We start from the raw sequence: 19,647 nt of genomic DNA, 5'->3' as shown, positions 1-19,647 counted from the left end.
CAATGCAAGCAGATAACCATGTTGCGTGTACGCGATTAACTTGTGAAGTGAAGTATGAAATTTATTGTAAAGCCCCATCCAGAAATTTTTGTAAAAAGTGATTCGGTGCGCAAGCGCTTCACAAGGATTCTAGAGTGTAATATTCGTAACGTTCTACAGAGTCGTACTGAGTCTGTGGCGGTTTTTAACCGACGTGACCATATCGAAGTATCGGGGCAAACCGATGAATACTATAAAGAGACGCTTGAGGTATTAACTCAAACGCCTGGTATTCACCATTCGCTCGAAGTTCAGCAGTCTGAATTTAAAGATCTGCACGACATTTACGAGCAAGTGCTTGAATTGAATCGCCCGAACATTGAAGGCAAGACGTTCTCTGTACGCGCAAAACGTCGCGGTAAGCATGACTTTACATCGATTGAACTAGAACGTTATGTGGGTGGTGGTCTTAATCAAGCGGTTGAGAGTGCGAAGGTTAAATTGACTAAGCCTGAAGTGACGGTCAAGGTTGAAATCGCCAATGAAAAACTCAATCAGGTTATCGCTCGTCATAAAGGTTTAGGTGGTTTTCCACTTGGAACTCAAGAAGACCTATTGAGTCTGATTTCTGGTGGGTTCGACTCTGGTGTATCAAGCTACTTACACATTAAACGTGGTTCTAAGGTGCATTATTGTTTCTTCAATCTTGGTGGTCCTGCTCATGAGATTGGCGTAAAACAAGTCGCGTACTACCTTTGGAACAAGTACGGCTCTTCAGCAAAAGTGAAATTCATCTCCGTTGATTTCGATCCTGTTGTGGGTGAGATTTTAGAGAAGGTCGCTGACGGTCAAATGGGCGTGGTGCTCAAGCGCATGTTCATGCGTGCGGCGGGTCAAGTTGCTGAGAAGTTTGGCATTCAAGCTTTGGTGACGGGTGAAGCCCTTGGTCAAGTTTCGAGTCAGACACTGACCAACCTTCGTCACATCGACAACGTCACAGACACATTGATTCTTCGCCCACTGATTAACTGGGACAAAGAAGACATCATCGATTTGGCGCGTGACATCGGTACTGAAGACTTTGCGAAAACGATGCCTGAGTACTGTGGTGTGATTTCTAAGAAGCCAACGGTTAAAGCCGTCAAAGCGAAACTGGAAGCGGAAGAAGCGAAGTTCGATTTCTCTATTCTAGACGATGTTGTGACGAATGCTCGTGTGATGGACATTCGTGACATTGCGAAAGAAAGCGAAAAAGCGGCACCTGAAGTTGAGCATGTGCAAGAAGCTGACAGCAGCGCGATTGTACTTGATATTCGTAGCCCAGATGAGGAAGACGGTAATCCTCTAGAGATTGACGGCGTTGAAGTGAAGCACATTCCTTTCTTTAAGCTTGGTAGCAAGTTTGGCGACTTGGATCAATCTAAAGAATATCTACTGTACTGTGACCGCGGCGTGATGAGCCGTTTACAGGCACTGTATTTACAAGAGCAAGGTTATAGCAACGTTAAGGTTTATCGCCCATAGCGTTTTCAAGTTGATTGAGCCATTGTAATAATGCTGCTCAGTCGCTATTCATTGCTTTAGAACGCGGATCGTATTTATACGGTTCGCGTTTTTTTATGCATCCACGAAGGGCTGTGATTCGAAATGAAACAGTACAGGAAGGTTTGCTAGATAAAAAAACACCGCCATAAAGGCGGTGAAAGATAATTTGACAGACAGGTCAAAAATACAGGAAGTTGATTTTGTCCTTGGGTAACCAATACAAAATGTTGGTAGAAATCTACCTAACTCGAAATCCGAGTTTGCAAACACAACATTGCATTGCTAAGCCAATTGATTCTAGAGAGAATCAAGCCGTTCAGGCTAGCGCTGCGGGGTGAAATATAGAATTTCTCTGGCCGCTAGGCAATCGACAATTTATAATGTTTCAGATTAAAAAAACTAATCCATACTTTTGAGTGTTTCTATGTCCAGAAGATTGCCACCGCTTAACTCGTTAAAAGTGTTTGAAGCCGCCGCTCGGCACCTAAGTTTCACTCGCGCCGCCGAGGAATTATTCGTCACTCAGGCCGCAGTGAGTCACCAAATTAAGTCATTAGAAGAATTTTTGAGTCTCAAGCTCTTTCGTCGTCGAAATCGGTCACTTCTATTGACGGAAGAGGGGCAAAGTTACTTCCTCGATATAAAGGACATCTTCTCTTCACTCGCAGAAGCGACAGACAAGGTTTTAGAACGAAGTGAAAAGGGGGCATTAACGATCAGCCTTCAACCGAGTTTCGCTATTCAGTGGCTGGTGCCTCGGTTGGCCGATTTTAACCTTCAGCAGCCAGATATTGATGTCAGAATCAAAGCCGTGGATATGGATGACGGCTCTCTGACGGATGATGTCGATGTGGCTATCTACTATGGCCGTGGAAATTGGCCAGGGCTACGTGCCGATAAACTGTATCAAGAATATCTCGTACCACTGTGTTCCCCTGCATTACTGCTCGGCAGCAAGCCTCTAGAGACACTGGAAGATCTCAAGTTGCATACCTTGCTTCATGATACGTCTCGAAAGGATTGGAAGCAGTTTACAAAGCAATATGGGCTTGAGGGAGTCAACGTTAATCATGGCCCAATCTTTAGCCATTCAACGATGGTGCTACAAGGCGCTGCACACGGGCAGGGGATTGCACTTGGCAATAATGTACTGGCACAACCTGAACTTGAAGCTGGGCGCTTAATTGCCCCGTTTGATGAGAAGTTTGTAACGAAGAATGCATTTTATGTGGTTTGTCATGATAAACAGGCGGACATGGGGCGCATTGCGACTTTTAGAGATTGGATGCTAGCGAAAGCACAAAGTGAACAAGAGGTATTTTTAGATGAGTAGTTTTCTTGTCGATGAGAATTTAGAAGCGAGTGAGTCAAAGCCACTGTTTATTTTTGCCCACGGTGCTGGCGCCGACATGAGTCATGACTTCATGCAACAGATTGCCAAAGGCTTAGCAAATAATGGTATTAAAGTGGTTCGTTTTAATTTCCCTTATATGGTGAAACGCGCTGAAGATGGGAAGAGACGCCCACCCGATCGCGCACCTAAGTTGCTAGATGCCTATCGAGAGGTCATTTTAGAGCTAACGAATAAGCCCGTTGTGATTGGCGGAAAATCGATGGGGGGGCGCATGGCAAGCCTTCTCGCTGAGGAGCCTTTGGTTGCTGGCATTGCTTGTTTGGGGTACCCATTTCACCCGCCAGGTAAGCCGGAAAAATACAAAGGTGAGCATTTAGCGACGCTCGATAAACCTTGTCTGATATTACAAGGCGAGCGCGATACGATGGGAAAACGAGAAGAGTTCGATGAATTTGAGCTCTCTAAAAGTATTCACGTTGAGTTTTTACCTGATGGTGATCATAGCTTAAAGCCTCGTAAGCGATCGGGCTTTACCGAAGAGCAGAACATTGCAATAACGGTCGAGAAGCTCAGTCAGTTCATCTTTGAGGTGAGTAAGCAGCATCTAGACAACAAAACACAGGAAGGGACATACAATGCGAAGTAAGTCATTACTTACATTTTGTGGCTTATCAGGGCTGATATCAGTGGCTTTAGGGGCATTCGCCGCCCATGGCCTGAAATCGATGCTAGCGCCTTACCTAATTGGGGTGTTCGAGACTGGAGTGCAGTATCAGTTCATCCATACATTGGCCATTGCACTTTGCGCCATTTTGATCCAGATAAATATTAGTCAAAAAGCGCGAAAGTATTTTTTCCTTGCTGCAATTTGCTTTATTATCGGCATCCTTTGTTTTAGTGGCAGTCTTTATGCGCTAGCACTCACCGGAATTAAATGGTTTGGACCCGTTACACCGTTTGGTGGACTACTCTTTATCATCGGCTGGGGGCTTTTTACTGTCGCCGCACTACAGTTAAAAGAGGTTAACAAGTGAAATACGTAATGCTCTATTGCCGCTCTGGTTTTGAGAAAGAGTGTGCAGGTGAAATTCAAGATAAGGCGAATCACTTAGAGGTGTATGGCTTTCCTCGCGTAAAGAAAAATACCGGTTACGTCGTTTTTGAGTGTTACCAAGATGGCGATGCCGCTAAGCTTATCAAAGCGATCGATTTTCAAACGCTTATTTTTGCTCGCCAGATGTTCGCGGTTGCTGCTGAACTGACTGAGTTACCAAGCGAAGATCGTATCTCTCCAATTCTTAATGAGTTGAGCGACGTGGAAGGTTTCCCTCGCTGTGGCGATATTCGTATTGAAACGCCAGACACCAATGAAGCGAAAGAGCTACTCAAGTTCTGTCGAAAGTTCACCGTGCCGATGCGTCAAGCGATGCGCGGAAAGGGTTTACTGTTTACCAAAGACAGCCCTAAGAAACCTGTGCTGCATATCTGCTTTGTGGCGCCAGGTCACTGTTATGTTGGCTATTCTTACCCGAATAATAACTCTCAGTTCTTTATGGGGATCCCACGGCTTAAGTTTCCAGCAGACGCACCAAGCCGCTCAACATTGAAGCTAGAAGAAGCGTTCCACGTATTCATTCCTCGCGATGAGTGGGATGAGCGATTGGCTTCTGGCATGTGGGGTGTCGATCTTGGCGCGTGTCCGGGTGGTTGGACTTATCAATTAGTGAAGCGCTCTATGTTTGTTCACTCTGTGGACAACGGCATGATGGCTGATAGCCTAATGGAAACCGGACAGGTTAAGCACCACCAAGTGGATGGCTTTAAATTTGAACCTGACCGTAAGAATATCACTTGGTTAATCTGCGACATGATTGAAAAACCATCTCGTGTGGCTCAGTTGATGGGCGAATGGATCATCAGTGGCTGGGCGAAAGAAGCAATCTTTAACCTCAAGCTGCCAATGAAAGGTCGCTATGATGAAGTATTGCAAGATATTGAAAACTTAAAGCAGTTCCTGAGCGAAAATGACGTGAAATACAGGCTGCAAGCAAAACATCTTTACCATGATCGCGAAGAGATAACGGTTCACCTGCAGTGTCTATCGAACATTTCTCCACACTAGCGATAGCGCAATAAGTTAAGCAGTAAAGTGAACGAAAGTTGTTAGGTACTGTTGATAGAAGCCCGTCAAACATTCCACATAGGAAGCGCGATGGGCTTTTTGTTGGCTGTTGTATAAAGACTTTAAGCCTGACAGCGAGAGAGTACTCTTGTTTTGAGAAGGCTCTCTAAATAAGAGATTTATCGTGTCTAAGAGCCGAATCTCAGATCTTGAAGGTTAAAACCTAGATCAATATCGGTTTTCAATGCGCACACGGTTTTGCAGGTACGGGCAGACTCGATGTGTTCATCAAACTTCTTACGATACTTAGCCGGAAGATCCTCTGCGAGATACGCTTGCTCAATATCAGGATACCGAGTCAGGATCTCTTTCGCTGCTTTCGGCCCTACACCTGGAATGCCTGGCACTTGGCTTGAGCTAATGCCGGTTAGCCCCCAATAGTCTGCCAGTTGACTCGGCTTTACGCCAAACTCCTGTTCAATAAAAGGTTCATCCAACCAGCGATGTTGAAAGTAATCCCTGATTTGCAGGGTAGGAGAGAGCAGTTGGCAATAGCCTTTATCCGTAGAGATAATGGTGACCTTCTCACCATGCTTTGCAACCTTAACGGCCAGTGTCGCAACTAAGTCATCAGCTTCATCACCATCAGACAGCAGCGAGTCGATACCGAGTTCCCACCACGCTTGCTGGATTTTATCTAAACCATGCATTAAAGGTTCAGGCATGGGTTTTCGGTTTTCTTTGTACTTTGGCAGAACTTCCGCGCGCCAACCTCTATCTTGTAAGTGGTGATCAAATACCGCAATGATATGAGTTGGGTTCGTCTCATTAATAATGCGTTTTAGGGTACGGTTGGTTGTTTCAATGGTTCTGGCTATGTCTGCAGGATCCGGTTGCGCAGAGTGGACGCGCCTAATGAGGTTCAGCGCATCGATGATCACTAGGTGTATAGACATAACGTTCCAAAAAATAAGGGCTTAATCAGCCCTTATTGTAATGAATCAGAGGTAGATTGCCACACTTGCAGCGCTTAACACTGATGAGAGTGGCTTGTTTAATCTACCATTACCGTTATTTAAAGCCCTCTTCACCCGTCGCTATTTTATAGCAAGGCACATAGTCAGAACCGCCCGGCAGTTTCATCCTATGCTGGTCAACAAAATCATTGAGTAAGGTATCCATTTTCTTCATCAGCACGGCATCGCCATTGATGGTAAATGGCCCATGGCGTTCAATTTCTTGAATACCTTCTGCTTTGACATTACCCGCGACAATTCCAGAAAACGCCTGTCGCAGTGACGCTGCAAGATTTTCAGGGCGTTGATCCAGGTGAAGATCAAGGCTCGCCATACTGTCGTGAGTAGGCTCAAAAGGAAGTTGAAATTCAGGTGCAATCTTAAGAGACCAGTTAAAGCTGTAGGCATCGCCAGTCTCTTTTCGATATTGTCGAACGTCAGGCATCGATTGACTGATGATTTGCGCGGCTTTTTCTGGATCATCGATAACGATTTGGTAGTGTTTTTGCGCTTCTTCACCCAACGTATCACCAATGAACTGATCAATGGAGCGGAAGTACGCCTCACTTTCTTTGGATCCAGTGAGTACGATTGGGAGTGGTTGTTCAGCGTTATCTGGGTGCATCATGATCCCCAGAATATACAGAAGCTCTTCCGCTGTTCCTGGGCCACCAGGGAAAATGATGATGCCATGCGCCATGCGAACAAACGCCTCGAGACGTTTTTCAATGTCAGGCATGATCACCAGTTCATTCACAATCGGGTTGGGTGGCTCTGCGGCAATAATGGATGGCTCGGTTAATCCAAGATAGCGACGCTCTTCATAACGCTGCTTAGCGTGGCCAATCGCAGCGCCTTTCATTGGCCCTTCCATTGCGCCAGGCCCGCAACCTGTACAGATGTTAAGCTCACGCAAACCAAGTTCGTGTCCAACCTCACGAGTGTATTGATACTCTGTTGGATTGATTGAATGTCCACCCCAACAGACGACAAGGTTAGGTTCGATACCCGGTGTCAGTGCGCCCGCATTACGCAATATTCCAAATACAAGGTTGGTCATGTGGGTGCTATTGGTGAGGTTCAGGCGTTGGTTGTCTGCGAGGTGCATATTCACGTAGACGATGTCACGCAAGACAGAAAATAGATGTTCTTGTATCCCTTTTATAATGTTGCCGTCGACAAAGGCATGTTCAGGTGCGTTGCTTAGCTCTAGCTTTATTCCGCGCTCTCGGCGAACAACGTTTACATCAAAGGATTTATACTTTTCAAGTAGCTCTTTGGAGTTATCGGTATGGCTGCCCGAATTCAGCACTGCCAGAGTACAATTTCGATATAGCTGATAAAGATCGCTAGAGGCTGTTTTTTTAAGGCGCTCAACTTCAAGTTGAGAAAGCAGATCCATGCTGCCTGCAGGGCTAATATGAGTAATCATAATCGCCTCCTTTCTAGTAGAGAAATAGACACACCTGAAGAAAAGTAAGGTGTACTCATTATCTTAGCAAAGAAATTCACGATATAACTATTTGAAAACATTAAATCATTAAAAACGTGTTACAGAGTTAGGAATAGAAGGGAAAAGAAAGTAAGCGTCGATGTTAATAAAAATTGGATTCGCTGGTTGGAGCGAAAAATAGAAGGTGGTGGCGCTATTTCCAAACGATTTGGTTTGAGCCCAAATTCTTGGCTTCTGAAAGATTACGATTGATGCGATCCAGTACTTCTTCAGGTGTATCAGCGTCTTTAAACAATGTGCTGCTGGCGGATAGTGTAATCGTGATGTTTTTGTCTTTGAACTTAAAGGGTAACTTGCTGACTTGTCTTTGAATGGTTTGAATGATTTTGTAGCATTCATTATCCGTGTGCTCAGGAAGCAGCAATACAAACTCTTCACCGGCGTATCGCGCAACAGTATCGGTATCAGAGATCTCTTTAGAGATGGTTCGCGCGATAATCTTGAGCGCTTTGTCTCCCGCCACATAGCCGAAACTATCGTTAATCGCTTTGAATTTATCGATATCTAAGAGGACAACTCTCAAGTTGTGTTGTGCTCTGATCCAGCGGCGGTACTCTAGCTCCATTCGGTCATTGAAGGCCGTGCGGTTGTAAACCTTAGTTAATGGATCGAGCAGCATACGTTGTGCCTGGTCTTCTAAGCGACGACGATGATCTTGAGTTAAACCTGATAGTGCTTCTAGCTGTTGTTTACCATAACCCATGCGTTCGATCAGGGCCTGCTCGCGTTCTTCTGCATGATTCAATCGCTCTGACAACGAAGCGAGTTGTGATAATAGAGGATTCATCTCTTGTTTTAATGCTTGAAGATCGGTTGAATCGCTAACGGTGGACTTGGATTTTACGACGAGTGCATCCAGTTCTTGGTTTATCTCTTGTCGTTGTTCAAAGTAGCTTTGGCTTTGGTCAACACTCTGCGCTGCACTTTTTAGCGTCGAGGAGAGCGATGAATTCACTTGCTCTAAGAATTGTTCCGATGTCTTACGTTCAAAGTTGGTTCCATCAATAACAAGCTTTAGAACCTGTAAAGTCAGTTCTAATAGTGATTGAGTCGAAACGCCGAGTAATAATTTCGCGCGGATATCGGTCAGTAAATCTCCAGATTCCCCTTCGAAGTCTAGCTCTGTGATTACGTGCTGAAGTTCATCAGATAAACGAGCCAATAGTTCTTTATCAGCTGCGCTGTTAATTTCGGTTAACGCGGTATCAGGATTGGATGTGATGATTTTGATGGAACGTTCATAGATGGCAAGAAGTTGCAGAGCATGAGTTGAGCCTTTCGACTTTTGTGCTCCTGAGTAGCTCAGTAGATCTCTTAGGTCGCGTTTTAGCCTAGGCGGTAGCCCAGTAACGCGCAAGAGTGTCTCTCCACTATGCTTGACTTGAGAATCAAGTTGAACCGTCTTTTTTTCCATAGCCAACGTCTGTTGTTTCAGCATTCGTTCCAATACGGCAAGTTTGGGTATTAGCGTGCTGATATCTTTTTGTTGCTCAAGCGAATGTCGTAACTCGGCTAGGTTGCTGCTTAGCTTTGAATTCTCTTCACCACAGGCATAACTGAGAGATGCAACTATACGCTTAAGAACGTTTTGCTCTCTTCTAAATTTGAACGATGAATCTCGTTGTGTCAAACGAACTTGTTCAAGTTCTCTTTTCAGCTGAAGTAGCTCTATTTCTATTTCTTTTTCGAGAACGCCCATGAAATCTTAACTACAAATCCATTACATGAAGATCAAATAGGATCTTATTAACTATTTCATCGATAATAACAAAATAATTCAATACGTCACTGAAACAAAGGCTTGAACGCGCAGCTTTTACCCATCTTTTAATAATTTTTTGATGCTGTCCTCATTCTTGTAAGAAGAATGGACCTTTATTAAGCCTTGATTTATTGCATGTTTGCAGGCTTTGCGGATATTTCCGGTCGCTAAGCTGGCCGCTGGCGCATTATCAATGGCCTTTAAATAGACCCATTGGCTTGAATGTTCTTTCATGCTGAGCGTGCGTGCGACACTCGTTGACATCAGAAGGAGATCGATCAGCTCCTTGTCATTTATCGCCGTGTAGGCTCTTGGTAAGAAGGGATAATCAGCAATGCCTATCCTAACTATCTGGGTGAGAGACTGCTCAGATTCAAACTCTTGTAACCAACCTTGAACCTTATTAAATATGTACTCTGGGTCAGTGTTGTCTTTATTTTGTGGTTCGATGTAAAGCAAATTTGCATCAGAAAAGTGGTAGATCCGTGCAGGTGGTGCGATCTTCGTTTTTAGGAAGCGGCCAAAAGATTCTTCGAGTTTTAGCCCGTCTTCGTAACCATTTTGAAGATACATATTTCTAAGAAATGGAATATCAATCAGAACAAACTTGAGTCGGTCGTTGAGCGGTTCATAGATCAACTCTCCAAATTGCCATTGCTCTAGCTGCTGCGAGGTTTGCGCAAGTGCGGTTGGCAGAGAGTCATTGAGCATGCGCAGGTTAGGCAGTGTTGAGCGCGAATGGGTCGATAACGCATCACTGAGCGATTTATTGTCCATCGTCAGTTTCTGGATGACATACCCGCGACGAAGTAACACGATGAAAATTAGTACACCAATCGTGAACAGTGCCCACGATATTCGTCTTGATTCCACGAACTTATTATTGATCTCTATGAGTTCTTCTTGTTGTCCGGCTAGATGTAATGTTTGTTCAACAAACTCTTTTTGCTGACGAAAAGCTTCTTCGTTAATAAGGTTAAGAGACTGCTGCTGAATGCGAGAAAGCGAGTTGTATTGCTTTAAGTTTTCCAGAGATTTGTCTAACTCTCCACTCTGTTCATGACCAAGATACAGCATCTGATAAGCTTCTGATTGGATGGCAATGTCTTTCAGTTCCACGCCAAGTTCCAGAGCCTCATTTGCGTAGGCGTACACCAATTTGGGTTCTAATTTATGGTAGGCAAGGCCGGCATTCAGCAGCAGAGCCTCTGCTTTTAATGTCGGTATGCTTGCGTATTCGAGCAGGTTTTCAGCGCGATTTAAATATTGCTCTGCTAATGAGAAGTTGAATAGCTGCAAATAGGTTGCTGCAAGAGACAGCCTGATATCGATGACATTTTCAATCTTGTTGACCTTTCTTTCATGGTCAATCACGTTGAAATAGTGAACCAACGCCAGGTTGTATTTGGATTGTTGAAAGTAGATATCACCCATCTGTTTTAGAACGTCAGCTAAAACCGTTGAACTCTGATAGTTGTCATAAAAATCAGCGGCTTGAGATAAATGCCTCAAGGCGATGTCAAAGACTTTTCGTTCATAGAAAAGTCGAGCTAATAGTCGATTAACGGCGGCAAGTTGCGCGCTAGAGTTATCCTCAATGGCTTGCCAATAACTGATCAATAGCATCGAAAGCGCGTGGTTATACAGCTTATGATTGAGAAAGTGTTCGCCGACTGAAATGTGGTAGTTGATGTACGTCGATTTCGATTTCAGCGAATCTACGTACGGCTTTACCTTTTCAAAATATTGGTTAGCAAGGTCGATTTTCCCGTCGTAAGACGCGATCTTGGCTTTAAGCATAAAGATTCGATAATAGATGACGCGGGCAAATTGATCGGCGTGCTTTATGTCTGTGTACCTTAACTGAATATCTTCAATCGCTTTATTGGCTTTGTCAGATTGACGAGACTGAAGCCATACCAACTCAGTATGTTGCAGTTTTACACTCAAAGAGAGGTAGTGCAGTCGATATTTTTCAGCAAGTTGAGAGGCTTCATTAAGGTGAGTGAAAGCGGCGGTTGTATTCCCTAACTTATATTCTGCTTGAGCGAGAATCGTCAGTGCGTCGATGGTGCTGGCAGGTGTTCGCAACGTGCTGTCGTTTTCATCGCGATTCATTGCGGAGGGATTTTCACTTGGATCCGTGATTAGCTTACGCTGACTTAGGTAGTTCAACGTAAGCGCTTTTGCTTGCGCTGGCACAATATCGAGAGAGCTACTGGCTTCGTTTAGTGTTGCTGACGAGTAGACAGTAGCGTTTGCAGATATTGAAAATAGGCAAACGATGAAGCAAAAAGCTCTCATCCAGCGCATAAATAGCATTTGGTAATATTCCTTATTGACGCGCCATTCGCTTGTTATCAGCGGGCATTGAATTGTCAGATGAACGATAAGGGTTAATGTCTAAGCCACCGCGTCTTGTGTATCGTGCATAAACCGTTAAGCGAGTCGGCTTACAATATTTCATGATATCGGTGTAGATGCGCTCGACACACTGCTCGTGAAACTCATTGTGCTCACGAAAAGAGACAATGTATCGTAGCAGAGCTTCGCGGTTGATTTTTTGACCTTGATATTGGATCTCAACACTTCCCCAGTCTGGCTGGTTGGTAATCAGGCAATTCGATTTTAATAAGTGGCTGTGCAGTGCTTCTTCAACCACCTCGTCGCTGGTTGAGTTTGCTAACAGTGTATCGTCGAAGTCATAGTTATTGATTTCGACGTCTTGTTCATCAATACAATCACCTTTCATCGATACAATGGTTTGTCCGCTGTAATCCGTGACAGGAAAAATATTCAATGTGACCGACTCACCAGCACAAGCAGAAAGATCCGCTTGTAGGCGCTTCGAAACGGCTGCCCAATCGTCAAATTTGGTTTGGTTAAAGCTATTCAGGTATAACTTGAACGACTTTGATTCGATGAGATTCGGGCTAGTGGCTGGTATGGCGATTTCGCCCACAGCGACCTGAGGTAAACCTCGGCTATTGAGCCAAGAGAGTTCGTACATAGTCCAAATATCACAGCCTAGAAATGGAAGGCTATCACCAAGGTTCAAGTCATCACGATTCAAGCTACGCGGCACAGGTTGCAGTAAGCTCGCATCATATTGATTGGTATATTGCGTTTTTTGGCCTAACGTCAGGCCCGCAAGCTCCTTGGCATCAGAATATTTGCTCATACTTTGTCTTAAATTAGATTAGAATGGCGAGAATTTTACGCAATCCCCACCGAACTGTCATTAAATGATGCACTTGTTCTTGGGTAATCGCTTACTCATAATTTGGAGACAATAATGACTTCTCATACCGCTCAAGCGCTTTTCTCTTTTAGCCAAAGGTATTTAGAGGCGTATCAAGCTGCGCATGACTCTCTTCCTAAAAATGAAGACCTCTATGAGCTAGTCTCACCTTGTGTCGAGAAAAAATTAGAAGACAGTGTGCTATGGAAAGCGTATCCACGAGAAAAAAGTGCAGATTTCACCAATGTTGAAAATGGCATTGAACTCACTCTTCATGACGACATCAAGACCTTTTATGGTAGCCAATACAGCGCTGACATGAATGCTAAATGGGACGGTAATGAGCTGACTCTTTTGCAAGTATGGAGCGATGACGACTTCGTTCTATTGCAGGAGAATATTCTTGGCCACCTAGTGACTCAGCGCCGATTGAAATTAAAGCCAACGGTTTTTATTGCGGCCACTGACGCCGAACTGGACGTTATCTCCATCTGTAACCTGTCTGGGAACGTCATCCTTGAAAGGTTAGGAACCGATAAACGCGATGTATTAGCGGAAGACATTGTTGAGTTTTTAACGAAATTGGAACCTGAAGTGTAGGCCCGGCTACAAGTCACACACTATCTCACTATTTTTAGATTCCGACTTTCAGGAATCAATTTTTGCTTTGGACTGAATAATGTACGTTGTTGAACTGCAATTTGAATGCTTTGATAACACGACCGTGAGTGCGGTAGATAAGGCGGTAAATGGCCTGATGGATGCTTTGCGGTATAACGGGCAAGTGCTGGGAAGAGAGTTCCCTATCGTTATGGGGGAGGGGGAGTTTTTCGTACGTGTTGTTTGCCCTGAAGAAGACAGTTTACACCCGAAACACCACTCTGATTTTGTAAAGGTGTGCATTAATCGTTTATCTAACGCGAGCCTATTGGCACCCAAAATGCGATTGCTCGGCCGAGATCTAAACTCAGAAGAAACCGCAGAAGAAGAGAAGCCAAGTTGGCAAATCCTTTACACCACGTTTGTTCATACCTGCTCACCACTGAGAAGTGGAGAAACCTTGCTGCCCATCCCATTGTATCGCAATCCGGCGACATTCAACGGTGATCATAAAGCGCTGATCAAATGGCAAACAGAGTGGCAAGCGTGTGATGAAATCCAAATGGCAGGCAGCTGCAAAGCCGAATACGCCACTCAAAAAGAAATCTGTGATGTGGATAGCTTGCTGTTTCGTCGCGGCTGGGATTTGAGAGGGCGCATAGAATACCTCACACAAGTTCCGACGTACTACTATCAGTACCGAGTAGGCGGTGAGAGCCTAGAGAAAGAGAAGCAGCGTAAATGCCCCAAATGTGGCGGTGAATGGCTACTTGATGAGCCAGCACATGAGATGTTCCACTTTAAGTGCGATGACTGCCGTATTGTGTCAAATATCTCTTGGGATCAAATCAAAACCTATCATAACTAGGACGCTGCTCCCCTAGTATACGGTTTAGGATTGCTAGGTCTTCAGACAAGAAAAAGCCGATAGGTTCTCACTGTAATAGTGGAAAATATCGGCTTTTTTATGCATTGAATTATTGAGTTTGAACACGCTGAGACGCGCTCGTCCTCTTAATAAAACTTATGTGCTATGGGTGATTACCAACCCTTAACAACGCCACCTTTAAAGATTTCAGAAGCTGCGTTATACACTTCTTCAGTTTGGTACGCTTTTACGAAGTTCTGCACGTTTTCAGCGTCTAGGTTATCTTCACGAGAAACGATCAGGTTTACGTATGGAGACTCTTTGTCTTCAACGAAGATACCGTCGTTTTGTGGTGTTAGGTCAATTGAGCTCGCGTAAGTTGTATTGATGATAGACAGCGCCACATCATCAAGAGAGCGAGGTAGTTGTGCTGCATCTAGCTCAACAATTGTAATGTTTTTCGGGTTAGTCACGATGTCACGAACGGTTGCGAGTAGACCAGCGCCTTCGCGAAGTGTGATAAGACCTTGTTGCTCAAGAAGAAGCAGAGAGCGACCTAGGTTAGTTGGATCGTTTGGAACGGCAATGCGAGCGCCATCAGCGATTTGTTCAACAGAGTCCACTTCTTTTGAGTAACCAGCAATCGGGTATACAAACGTGTTACCAGCAATCGTGATTTTGTAGCCACGGTCTGTCACTTGCTGATCTAGGTATGGCTTGTGTTGGAATGCATTGATATCGATAGAGCCATCATCCAGCGCCGCGTTTGGCGTTACATAGTCTGTGAACGTCACGAGTTCAACATCTAGGTCGTATTGCTCTTTAGCGATTTTCGCTGCAACTTCAGCTACTTGAGCTTCTGCACCCGCCATAACGCCCACTTTAATCTTGCTGCTATCCGCTGCTTTATCGCCACAACCAGAAAGAACAAGAGCAGAAGCTGCTGCTGCGATAGTTAGTAAACCTTTAAGGTTAAATTTCATGATTATCTCCTTATCAAAAAATGAAAATCTTGTTTTCGCGGCTTCTCAATGACGATGCATTTGAGAATGCTCACGGGAATTTGTCTTTTTGTGTTTTATCTGTGAATTACTTTATCTGTAAATTGTTTATTGATGACTGGCTTTTATCGATGATCGACGCGGCGAACGATCGTATCGCCAATCGATTGAATGATTTGCACCAGTACGATTAACATAACGACCGTGACGCCCATGATGACAACATCATATCGGTGGAATCCGTAACGTATGGCGACATCACCTAAACCACCACCACCAACCGTTCCCGCCATCGCTGAATAACTGACAAGAGTGACAAGAGTAATTGTGACCGCGTTAATAATGGTCGGCAGTGCTTCCGGTAGTAGAACTTTCGTTATGATTTGTGTCGGTGTTGCCCCCATTGATTGCGCGGCTTCAACCAAACCAGTCGGAACCTCTAAAAGGGCCCCTTCAATTAAGCGAGCCACGAATGGAATCGCGCCAATCGTTAGTGGAACAATCGCAGCTGTTGTACCAATGAAGGTACCCACAAGCAATTTGGTGACGGGAATAATCGCGACCATCAGAACCAAGAACGGGACAGAACGGCCAATGTTCACAATGGCACCAAGAATGGCGTTAAGCTTGGTGTTTTCCAGCAAGCCACCTTTTTTGGTCGTGTGCAAAATAACACCCAGTGGAATGCCTACGCCAAACCCGACGATACCGGCAACGCCGACCATGTAGATGGTTTCCCATGTCGCACCAAGCAACAGGTTGCCATTTAGGTTTAGCCAATCCGCTACAGTTGCTAAAAAACTGGTATTAAAGGACATAACCGAGTACCTCTACTTTTACTTTATGCTCGCGCAAAAATTCGATTGCTGAGTTGTCGTCTTGTTCGTTACCAAAGAATTCAGCCACCATCATGCCGAATTTTACACCGCCCGCGTAATCCAGATCTGAGCTTAAAATGCTGACATCAATGTCAAACTGACGGGTAATTTGAGACATTAGAGGCGCATCGACCGTTTCGCCGGTAAATTCTAAACGAACTAATGGGTAGCTCCCTTCGACGCGTGTTTCTTGAAGGCGAACTTGATAGTCTTCAGGAATCGTAAGATCGAGTGTTGAACGAATGAATTGATGCGCAAGTTCTGTTTTAGGGTGAGCAAAAATTTCGCCAACCGTGCCTTTTTCAACCAACTCTCCATCACCAATAATGGCGACTTCATGGCAGATTCCCTTGACTACATCCATCTCGTGGGTGATGAGAAGAATCGTGATATTCAGTTTGTTATTGATTTCACGAAGTAGTTCTAGGATGGATTGTGTTGTTGCAGGATCAAGAGCGCTGGTCGCCTCATCACACAACAGTACTTTAGGGTCTGAGGCTAACGCTCTTGCGATCGCGACACGCTGCTTCTGACCGCCACTTAGGTTGGCAGGGTAGGTGTCGCGTTTATCTGCTAGGCCAACCAGTGTTAGCAATTCACTGATTTTACTTTCAATGTGTTCTTTACTTTGACCTGCAAGCTCGAGAGGCAGTGCAATGTTATCGAACACAGTGCGAGAAGAGAGCAAGTTGAAGTGCTGGAAGATCATACCAATGTTACGGCGCGCTTCACTCAGCTCAGACTTACTTAGCTGAGTTAGGTCAACACCATCAACAATAATAGAGCCCGTAGTTGGTGCGGAAAGCATGTTTACGCAGCGAATCAGGGTGCTTTTCCCTGCACCTGACGAGCCAATCACACCAAAAATGGTGCCTTGAGCAATGTGTAGGTCAATGTCTTTTAGCGCCACTATCTCTTTAGTGCCTTGATAAAAAACCTTATTTACTTGATTTATCTCAATCATTTTCTTTCCTGTGCAGGGACAACAGAATAATATTTTGAACTGTATCTCATTTAGTAGTGGATGCTATGGTGTTCAATGAATCAAGTCAATAGATATTTTTACGTCTAGACGTCTAAACGTTCGTTTGTTCTAGTATCAAAAGTAATTAGATAGTGATGAAAGAAATAAAGCGTGCGATAATTCCTCACAATATTAAGAAGATTGAGTATTTATTTTGGCCAAACCTGCATTGTTTTTAGACCGAGATGGCGTGATTAACATTGATCATGGCTATGTCCATGATGAGCATTCTTTTGAATTTGTTGAGGGCGTTTTCGAAGCGACTAAGCAACTTCAGGATATGGGGTATATGCTTGTATTAGTCACTAACCAATCAGGTATTGCGCGCGGCATGTTTGATGAAGAGCGTTTCCTTTCGTTGACTCAGTGGATGGATTGGAACTTTGTTGATCATGGTGTCGAATTTGATGGTTTCTATTACTGTCCGCATCATGCTGAACATGGTGTTGGGAAATACAAAGAAGAGTGTGACTGCCGAAAGCCAAAGCCAGGTATGTTTATCTCTGCTCGAGACTTCTTAAAGATAGACATGTCTAAGTCAGTCATGGTCGGAGATAAAGCCGAAGATATGATGGCTGCCGAGGCGGCGGAAGTTGGCACTAAAATTCTAGTGCGTACAGGAAAGCCTGTGACGGACAAAGGTGAAGCCTTAGCCACGACCGTGCTCGATAGCATAAGAGATGTTCCTGCCTATCTATCGAAATAAGAGGTCGCCTAGCGGCCTTTTTTGTTTGTCCTGTCTTGTTTATTGTACGAAAAGTAACAGTGAGAAAAGCGAGTAAAAGGTAGGAGGTTACTATGTTAAAACGACTGACGGTTTTAACAATGTTAGGCTTTGTTTTGGTGGGGTGTTCTCAATCGACTCATGGTGACATGAACGTAGATGAGAGCTTGTTCCACGCATATCAATGTGAGTCTGAACAATATTTTGATGTTGCGTATATACCAGACAGTGACATTGCCATTTTACGTGTTGTTGACAAGGAGTACGCGTTGATTCGTATTCGCTCCGGCTCTGGGGCGAGGTACATTCTGAATGATGGGACAGCAGACGTTGAAAACCCAATTACGCTGCGAACCAAAGCCGATGACGCTCGCTTAGAGTATCATCAGCAAGTTTACAAAAACTGTAAAACACAATAAGTTATAAGCCTTGTGGTATCGGTAAGCCTTCAAGTTTACCGATACGATTTTCTTTTGCCTCTACCTTCAGATAAGTATGACCAAAAAACTCACCATTCATGATATCGCTAAGCTTTCGGGCGTCGGTAAATCGACGGTTTCACGCGTGCTAACTAATGATCCCAAGGTTAAGCCTGCGACACGCGAGAAAGTGGAGCAGATCATCAGAGAGTCAGGTTACGTGCCCTCTAAGTCGGCGCAATCAATGCGTGGTGGAAGCCAAAAAGTGGTTGGGGTCATCATCTCTCGTCTTGATTCTCCATCAGAGAATAGAGCGGTGGGCAGTATGCTCAACACGATCTACGCAGCGGGCTATGACGCGGTGATCATGGAGAGTCAGTTCGACAGAGAAAAAACCAATGAGCACCTAGACGTGCTGAAAAAACGCAATGTCGATGGCGTCATTGTGTTTGGATTCTCCGATCTTGATACCGAAAAATTAGGCATCTGGCAGGGAAGATCGGTTGTGATTGCGATGGATACAGAGGTTACCTCTTCGATTAACTACGACAATCACGGTGTCATTGAGCATGCCTTGCAGCATTTAGTGGATCTTGGCTTGAGTGAGATCGCCTTTATTGGTGTTGATCCGAGTGATAAAACGACGGGTAAACTCCGCTTAGATGCGTATCTGGCTTGGTGTCATGATCATCAGCGTTCGCCCAACTATCAAACTGGGCAATTACACCATGAAAGCGCCTATCAGTTGACAGACAAGGTGTTGACCGATTCAACACAGGCGATAGTTTGCGCCAGCGATACGTTAGCGCTTGGCGTTATCAAGAAGCTGCAAGAACTTGGTCGTGAAGATGTTATGGTCACCGGTGTGGGGGGAAATGAACTTCTCTCTTTCTTATTTCCTAAAGTTCACAGTATCGATCCTGGCTATACTCTTGCTGGCCAACAGGCTGCTAACCTTCTGATATCTCATATAAATGGCGATTCGGAACTTGTTCACATCACTCAGCCCCCGGTTATTTCGTAACCCATTAATTTCTATTTGAATTAAAATTATACTGTGATCCTACTCAATTAATGGGACTGTTCCCATTTTTGTTTGGTTTTCGATCTGGCAAACTGCACATTAATTCATGGGAATGTTCCCATTTATTGTTTCCATAGATTGAAACGAACTTGAGTGATACTCCAAAAGGTGGATAAGGATATGAGCAAGATAGCGAGACAAGACGTAGCGCGTCTTATACAACTGGTCGGTGGTAGCGACAATATTGCCAGTGTCAGTCACTGCTTAACACGACTTCGCTTCGTACTAAACGACACAGAAAAAGCAGATACAGCGGCTCTAGAGGCGTTAAGCCTGGTAAAAGGGTGTTTTACCAATGCGGGCCAATTTCAGGTTGTGATTGGTACTGAGGTGGATGAGGTTTATGCGATTCTGATTGACCTATCAGGAAAGTCGGAAGCGTCTAAAGATGAATCGAAACTGGCTGCTCGCCAAAACATGAATATCCTAGAGCGTGGCATTTCTCATCTCGCTGAAATTTTTGTTCCATTATTGCCTGCCATTATCACGGGTGGTTTGATTCTCGGGTTCCGTAACG

19 protein-coding genes are annotated in these 19,647 nt (G+C 44.5%); 11 read left to right on the top strand and 8 right to left on the bottom strand.

Annotated features, from left to right (window positions below):
* Positions 1 to 54: 54 nt before the first annotated feature.
* The 5 genes from thiI (at position 55) to rlmM (ending at position 5,000) form a co-directional block, all read left to right on the top strand.
* On the top strand, positions 55 to 1,503 hold the full coding sequence (thiI, locus tag BCU12_RS22470) for a tRNA uracil 4-sulfurtransferase ThiI (RefSeq protein ID WP_102406922.1): 1,449 nt from the start codon (positions 55 to 57) through the stop codon (positions 1,501 to 1,503).
* Between the two features lie 445 nt (positions 1,504 to 1,948).
* Entirely contained in the window at positions 1,949 to 2,857 is a 909-nt protein-coding gene (locus tag BCU12_RS22465; protein WP_102406920.1) for a transcriptional regulator GcvA, read from the top strand.
* Positions 2,850 to 3,524: an alpha/beta fold hydrolase gene (locus BCU12_RS22460; RefSeq protein ID WP_102406918.1), complete on the top strand. Its 675-nt coding sequence runs from the start codon at positions 2,850 to 2,852 to the stop codon at positions 3,522 to 3,524. The genes BCU12_RS22465 and BCU12_RS22460 overlap by 8 nt, the downstream gene beginning before the upstream one ends.
* A complete protein-coding gene (locus tag BCU12_RS22455; protein WP_102406916.1) occupies positions 3,514 to 3,912 on the top strand; it encodes a DUF423 domain-containing protein in 399 nt (132 codons plus the stop codon). Before BCU12_RS22460 ends, BCU12_RS22455 begins: the two co-directional genes overlap by 11 nt.
* Positions 3,909 to 5,000: a 23S rRNA (cytidine(2498)-2'-O)-methyltransferase RlmM gene (gene rlmM, locus BCU12_RS22450; protein ID WP_102406914.1), complete on the top strand. Its 1,092-nt coding sequence runs from the start codon at positions 3,909 to 3,911 to the stop codon at positions 4,998 to 5,000. Before BCU12_RS22455 ends, rlmM begins: the two co-directional genes overlap by 4 nt.
* A gap of 188 nt (positions 5,001 to 5,188) precedes the next feature.
* Here the strand turns inward: rlmM and xni are convergent, their stop codons facing one another.
* From xni to queF, 5 genes are all read right to left on the bottom strand, one after another.
* Positions 5,189 to 5,956 carry a flap endonuclease Xni gene (gene xni, locus BCU12_RS22445; protein WP_102406912.1) on the bottom strand — a complete coding sequence of 256 codons (768 nt, stop codon included), beginning with the start codon at positions 5,954 to 5,956 and terminating at the stop codon, positions 5,189 to 5,191.
* A gap of 115 nt (positions 5,957 to 6,071) precedes the next feature.
* Positions 6,072 to 7,448: a nucleotide 5'-monophosphate nucleosidase PpnN gene (gene ppnN, locus BCU12_RS22440; RefSeq protein WP_102406910.1), complete on the bottom strand. Its 1,377-nt coding sequence runs from the start codon at positions 7,446 to 7,448 to the stop codon at positions 6,072 to 6,074.
* A gap of 214 nt (positions 7,449 to 7,662) precedes the next feature.
* Entirely contained in the window at positions 7,663 to 9,228 is a 1,566-nt protein-coding gene (locus BCU12_RS22435; RefSeq protein ID WP_102406908.1) for a GGDEF domain-containing protein, read from the bottom strand.
* Positions 9,229 to 9,345: 117 nt separating this feature from the next.
* Entirely contained in the window at positions 9,346 to 11,613 is a 2,268-nt protein-coding gene (locus BCU12_RS22430) for a hypothetical protein (RefSeq protein ID WP_102406906.1), read from the bottom strand.
* A gap of 13 nt (positions 11,614 to 11,626) precedes the next feature.
* On the bottom strand, positions 11,627 to 12,472 hold the full coding sequence (gene queF, locus BCU12_RS22425) for an NADPH-dependent 7-cyano-7-deazaguanine reductase QueF (protein ID WP_102406904.1): 846 nt from the start codon (positions 12,470 to 12,472) through the stop codon (positions 11,627 to 11,629).
* 114 nt (positions 12,473 to 12,586) lie between these two features.
* On the opposite strand from queF, the gene syd reads away from it, so the two are divergent.
* Together syd and BCU12_RS22415 are read left to right on the top strand one after the other, a co-directional pair.
* A complete protein-coding gene (syd, locus tag BCU12_RS22420; protein ID WP_102406902.1) occupies positions 12,587 to 13,132 on the top strand; it encodes a SecY-interacting protein in 546 nt (181 codons plus the stop codon).
* 79 nt (positions 13,133 to 13,211) lie between these two features.
* Positions 13,212 to 14,000 carry a Zn-ribbon-containing protein gene (locus tag BCU12_RS22415; protein WP_102406900.1) on the top strand — a complete coding sequence of 263 codons (789 nt, stop codon included), beginning with the start codon at positions 13,212 to 13,214 and terminating at the stop codon, positions 13,998 to 14,000.
* Positions 14,001 to 14,173: 173 nt separating this feature from the next.
* Here BCU12_RS22415 and BCU12_RS22410 read toward each other — a convergent pair whose 3' ends face one another.
* The 3 genes from BCU12_RS22410 to metN all read right to left on the bottom strand — a co-directional run bounded on the left by BCU12_RS22410 (position 14,174) and on the right by metN (position 16,843).
* Positions 14,174 to 14,983: a MetQ/NlpA family lipoprotein gene (locus tag BCU12_RS22410; RefSeq protein WP_102406898.1), complete on the bottom strand. Its 810-nt coding sequence runs from the start codon at positions 14,981 to 14,983 to the stop codon at positions 14,174 to 14,176.
* A 143-nt stretch (positions 14,984 to 15,126) separates the two neighbouring features.
* Positions 15,127 to 15,819, bottom strand: a complete 693-nt coding sequence (locus tag BCU12_RS22405) for a methionine ABC transporter permease (protein ID WP_102406896.1) — start codon at positions 15,817 to 15,819, stop codon at positions 15,127 to 15,129.
* Positions 15,809 to 16,843, bottom strand: coding sequence for a methionine ABC transporter ATP-binding protein MetN (metN, locus tag BCU12_RS22400; protein WP_102406894.1), 1,035 nt, complete (start codon positions 16,841 to 16,843; stop codon positions 15,809 to 15,811). Before metN ends, BCU12_RS22405 begins: the two co-directional genes overlap by 11 nt.
* 214 nt (positions 16,844 to 17,057) lie before the next feature.
* Between metN and gmhB the strand changes: the two genes are divergently transcribed.
* The 4 genes from gmhB to BCU12_RS22380 form a co-directional block, all read left to right on the top strand.
* The gene (gene gmhB / locus BCU12_RS22395) at positions 17,058 to 17,609 is read left to right on the top strand and encodes a D-glycero-beta-D-manno-heptose 1,7-bisphosphate 7-phosphatase (protein WP_102406892.1); all 552 of its coding nucleotides are present in this window, start codon (positions 17,058 to 17,060) and stop codon (positions 17,607 to 17,609) included.
* A 92-nt stretch (positions 17,610 to 17,701) separates the two neighbouring features.
* Positions 17,702 to 18,046, top strand: a complete 345-nt coding sequence (locus tag BCU12_RS22390; protein WP_102406890.1) for an MliC family protein — start codon at positions 17,702 to 17,704, stop codon at positions 18,044 to 18,046.
* A 76-nt stretch (positions 18,047 to 18,122) separates the two neighbouring features.
* A complete protein-coding gene (gene treR, locus BCU12_RS22385; RefSeq protein ID WP_102406888.1) occupies positions 18,123 to 19,070 on the top strand; it encodes a trehalose operon repressor TreR in 948 nt (315 codons plus the stop codon).
* A gap of 180 nt (positions 19,071 to 19,250) precedes the next feature.
* Positions 19,251 to 19,647, top strand: a 397-nt coding sequence (locus tag BCU12_RS22380) for a glucose PTS transporter subunit EIIB (RefSeq protein WP_157939900.1), incomplete at its 3' end; no start/stop codon positions are given.

This window comes from Vibrio sp. 10N.261.55.A7, from assembly GCF_002877365.1.
Lineage (GTDB): Bacteria > Pseudomonadota > Gammaproteobacteria > Enterobacterales > Vibrionaceae > Vibrio.
This window is presented reverse-complemented; position numbering and strand designations above follow the sequence as displayed.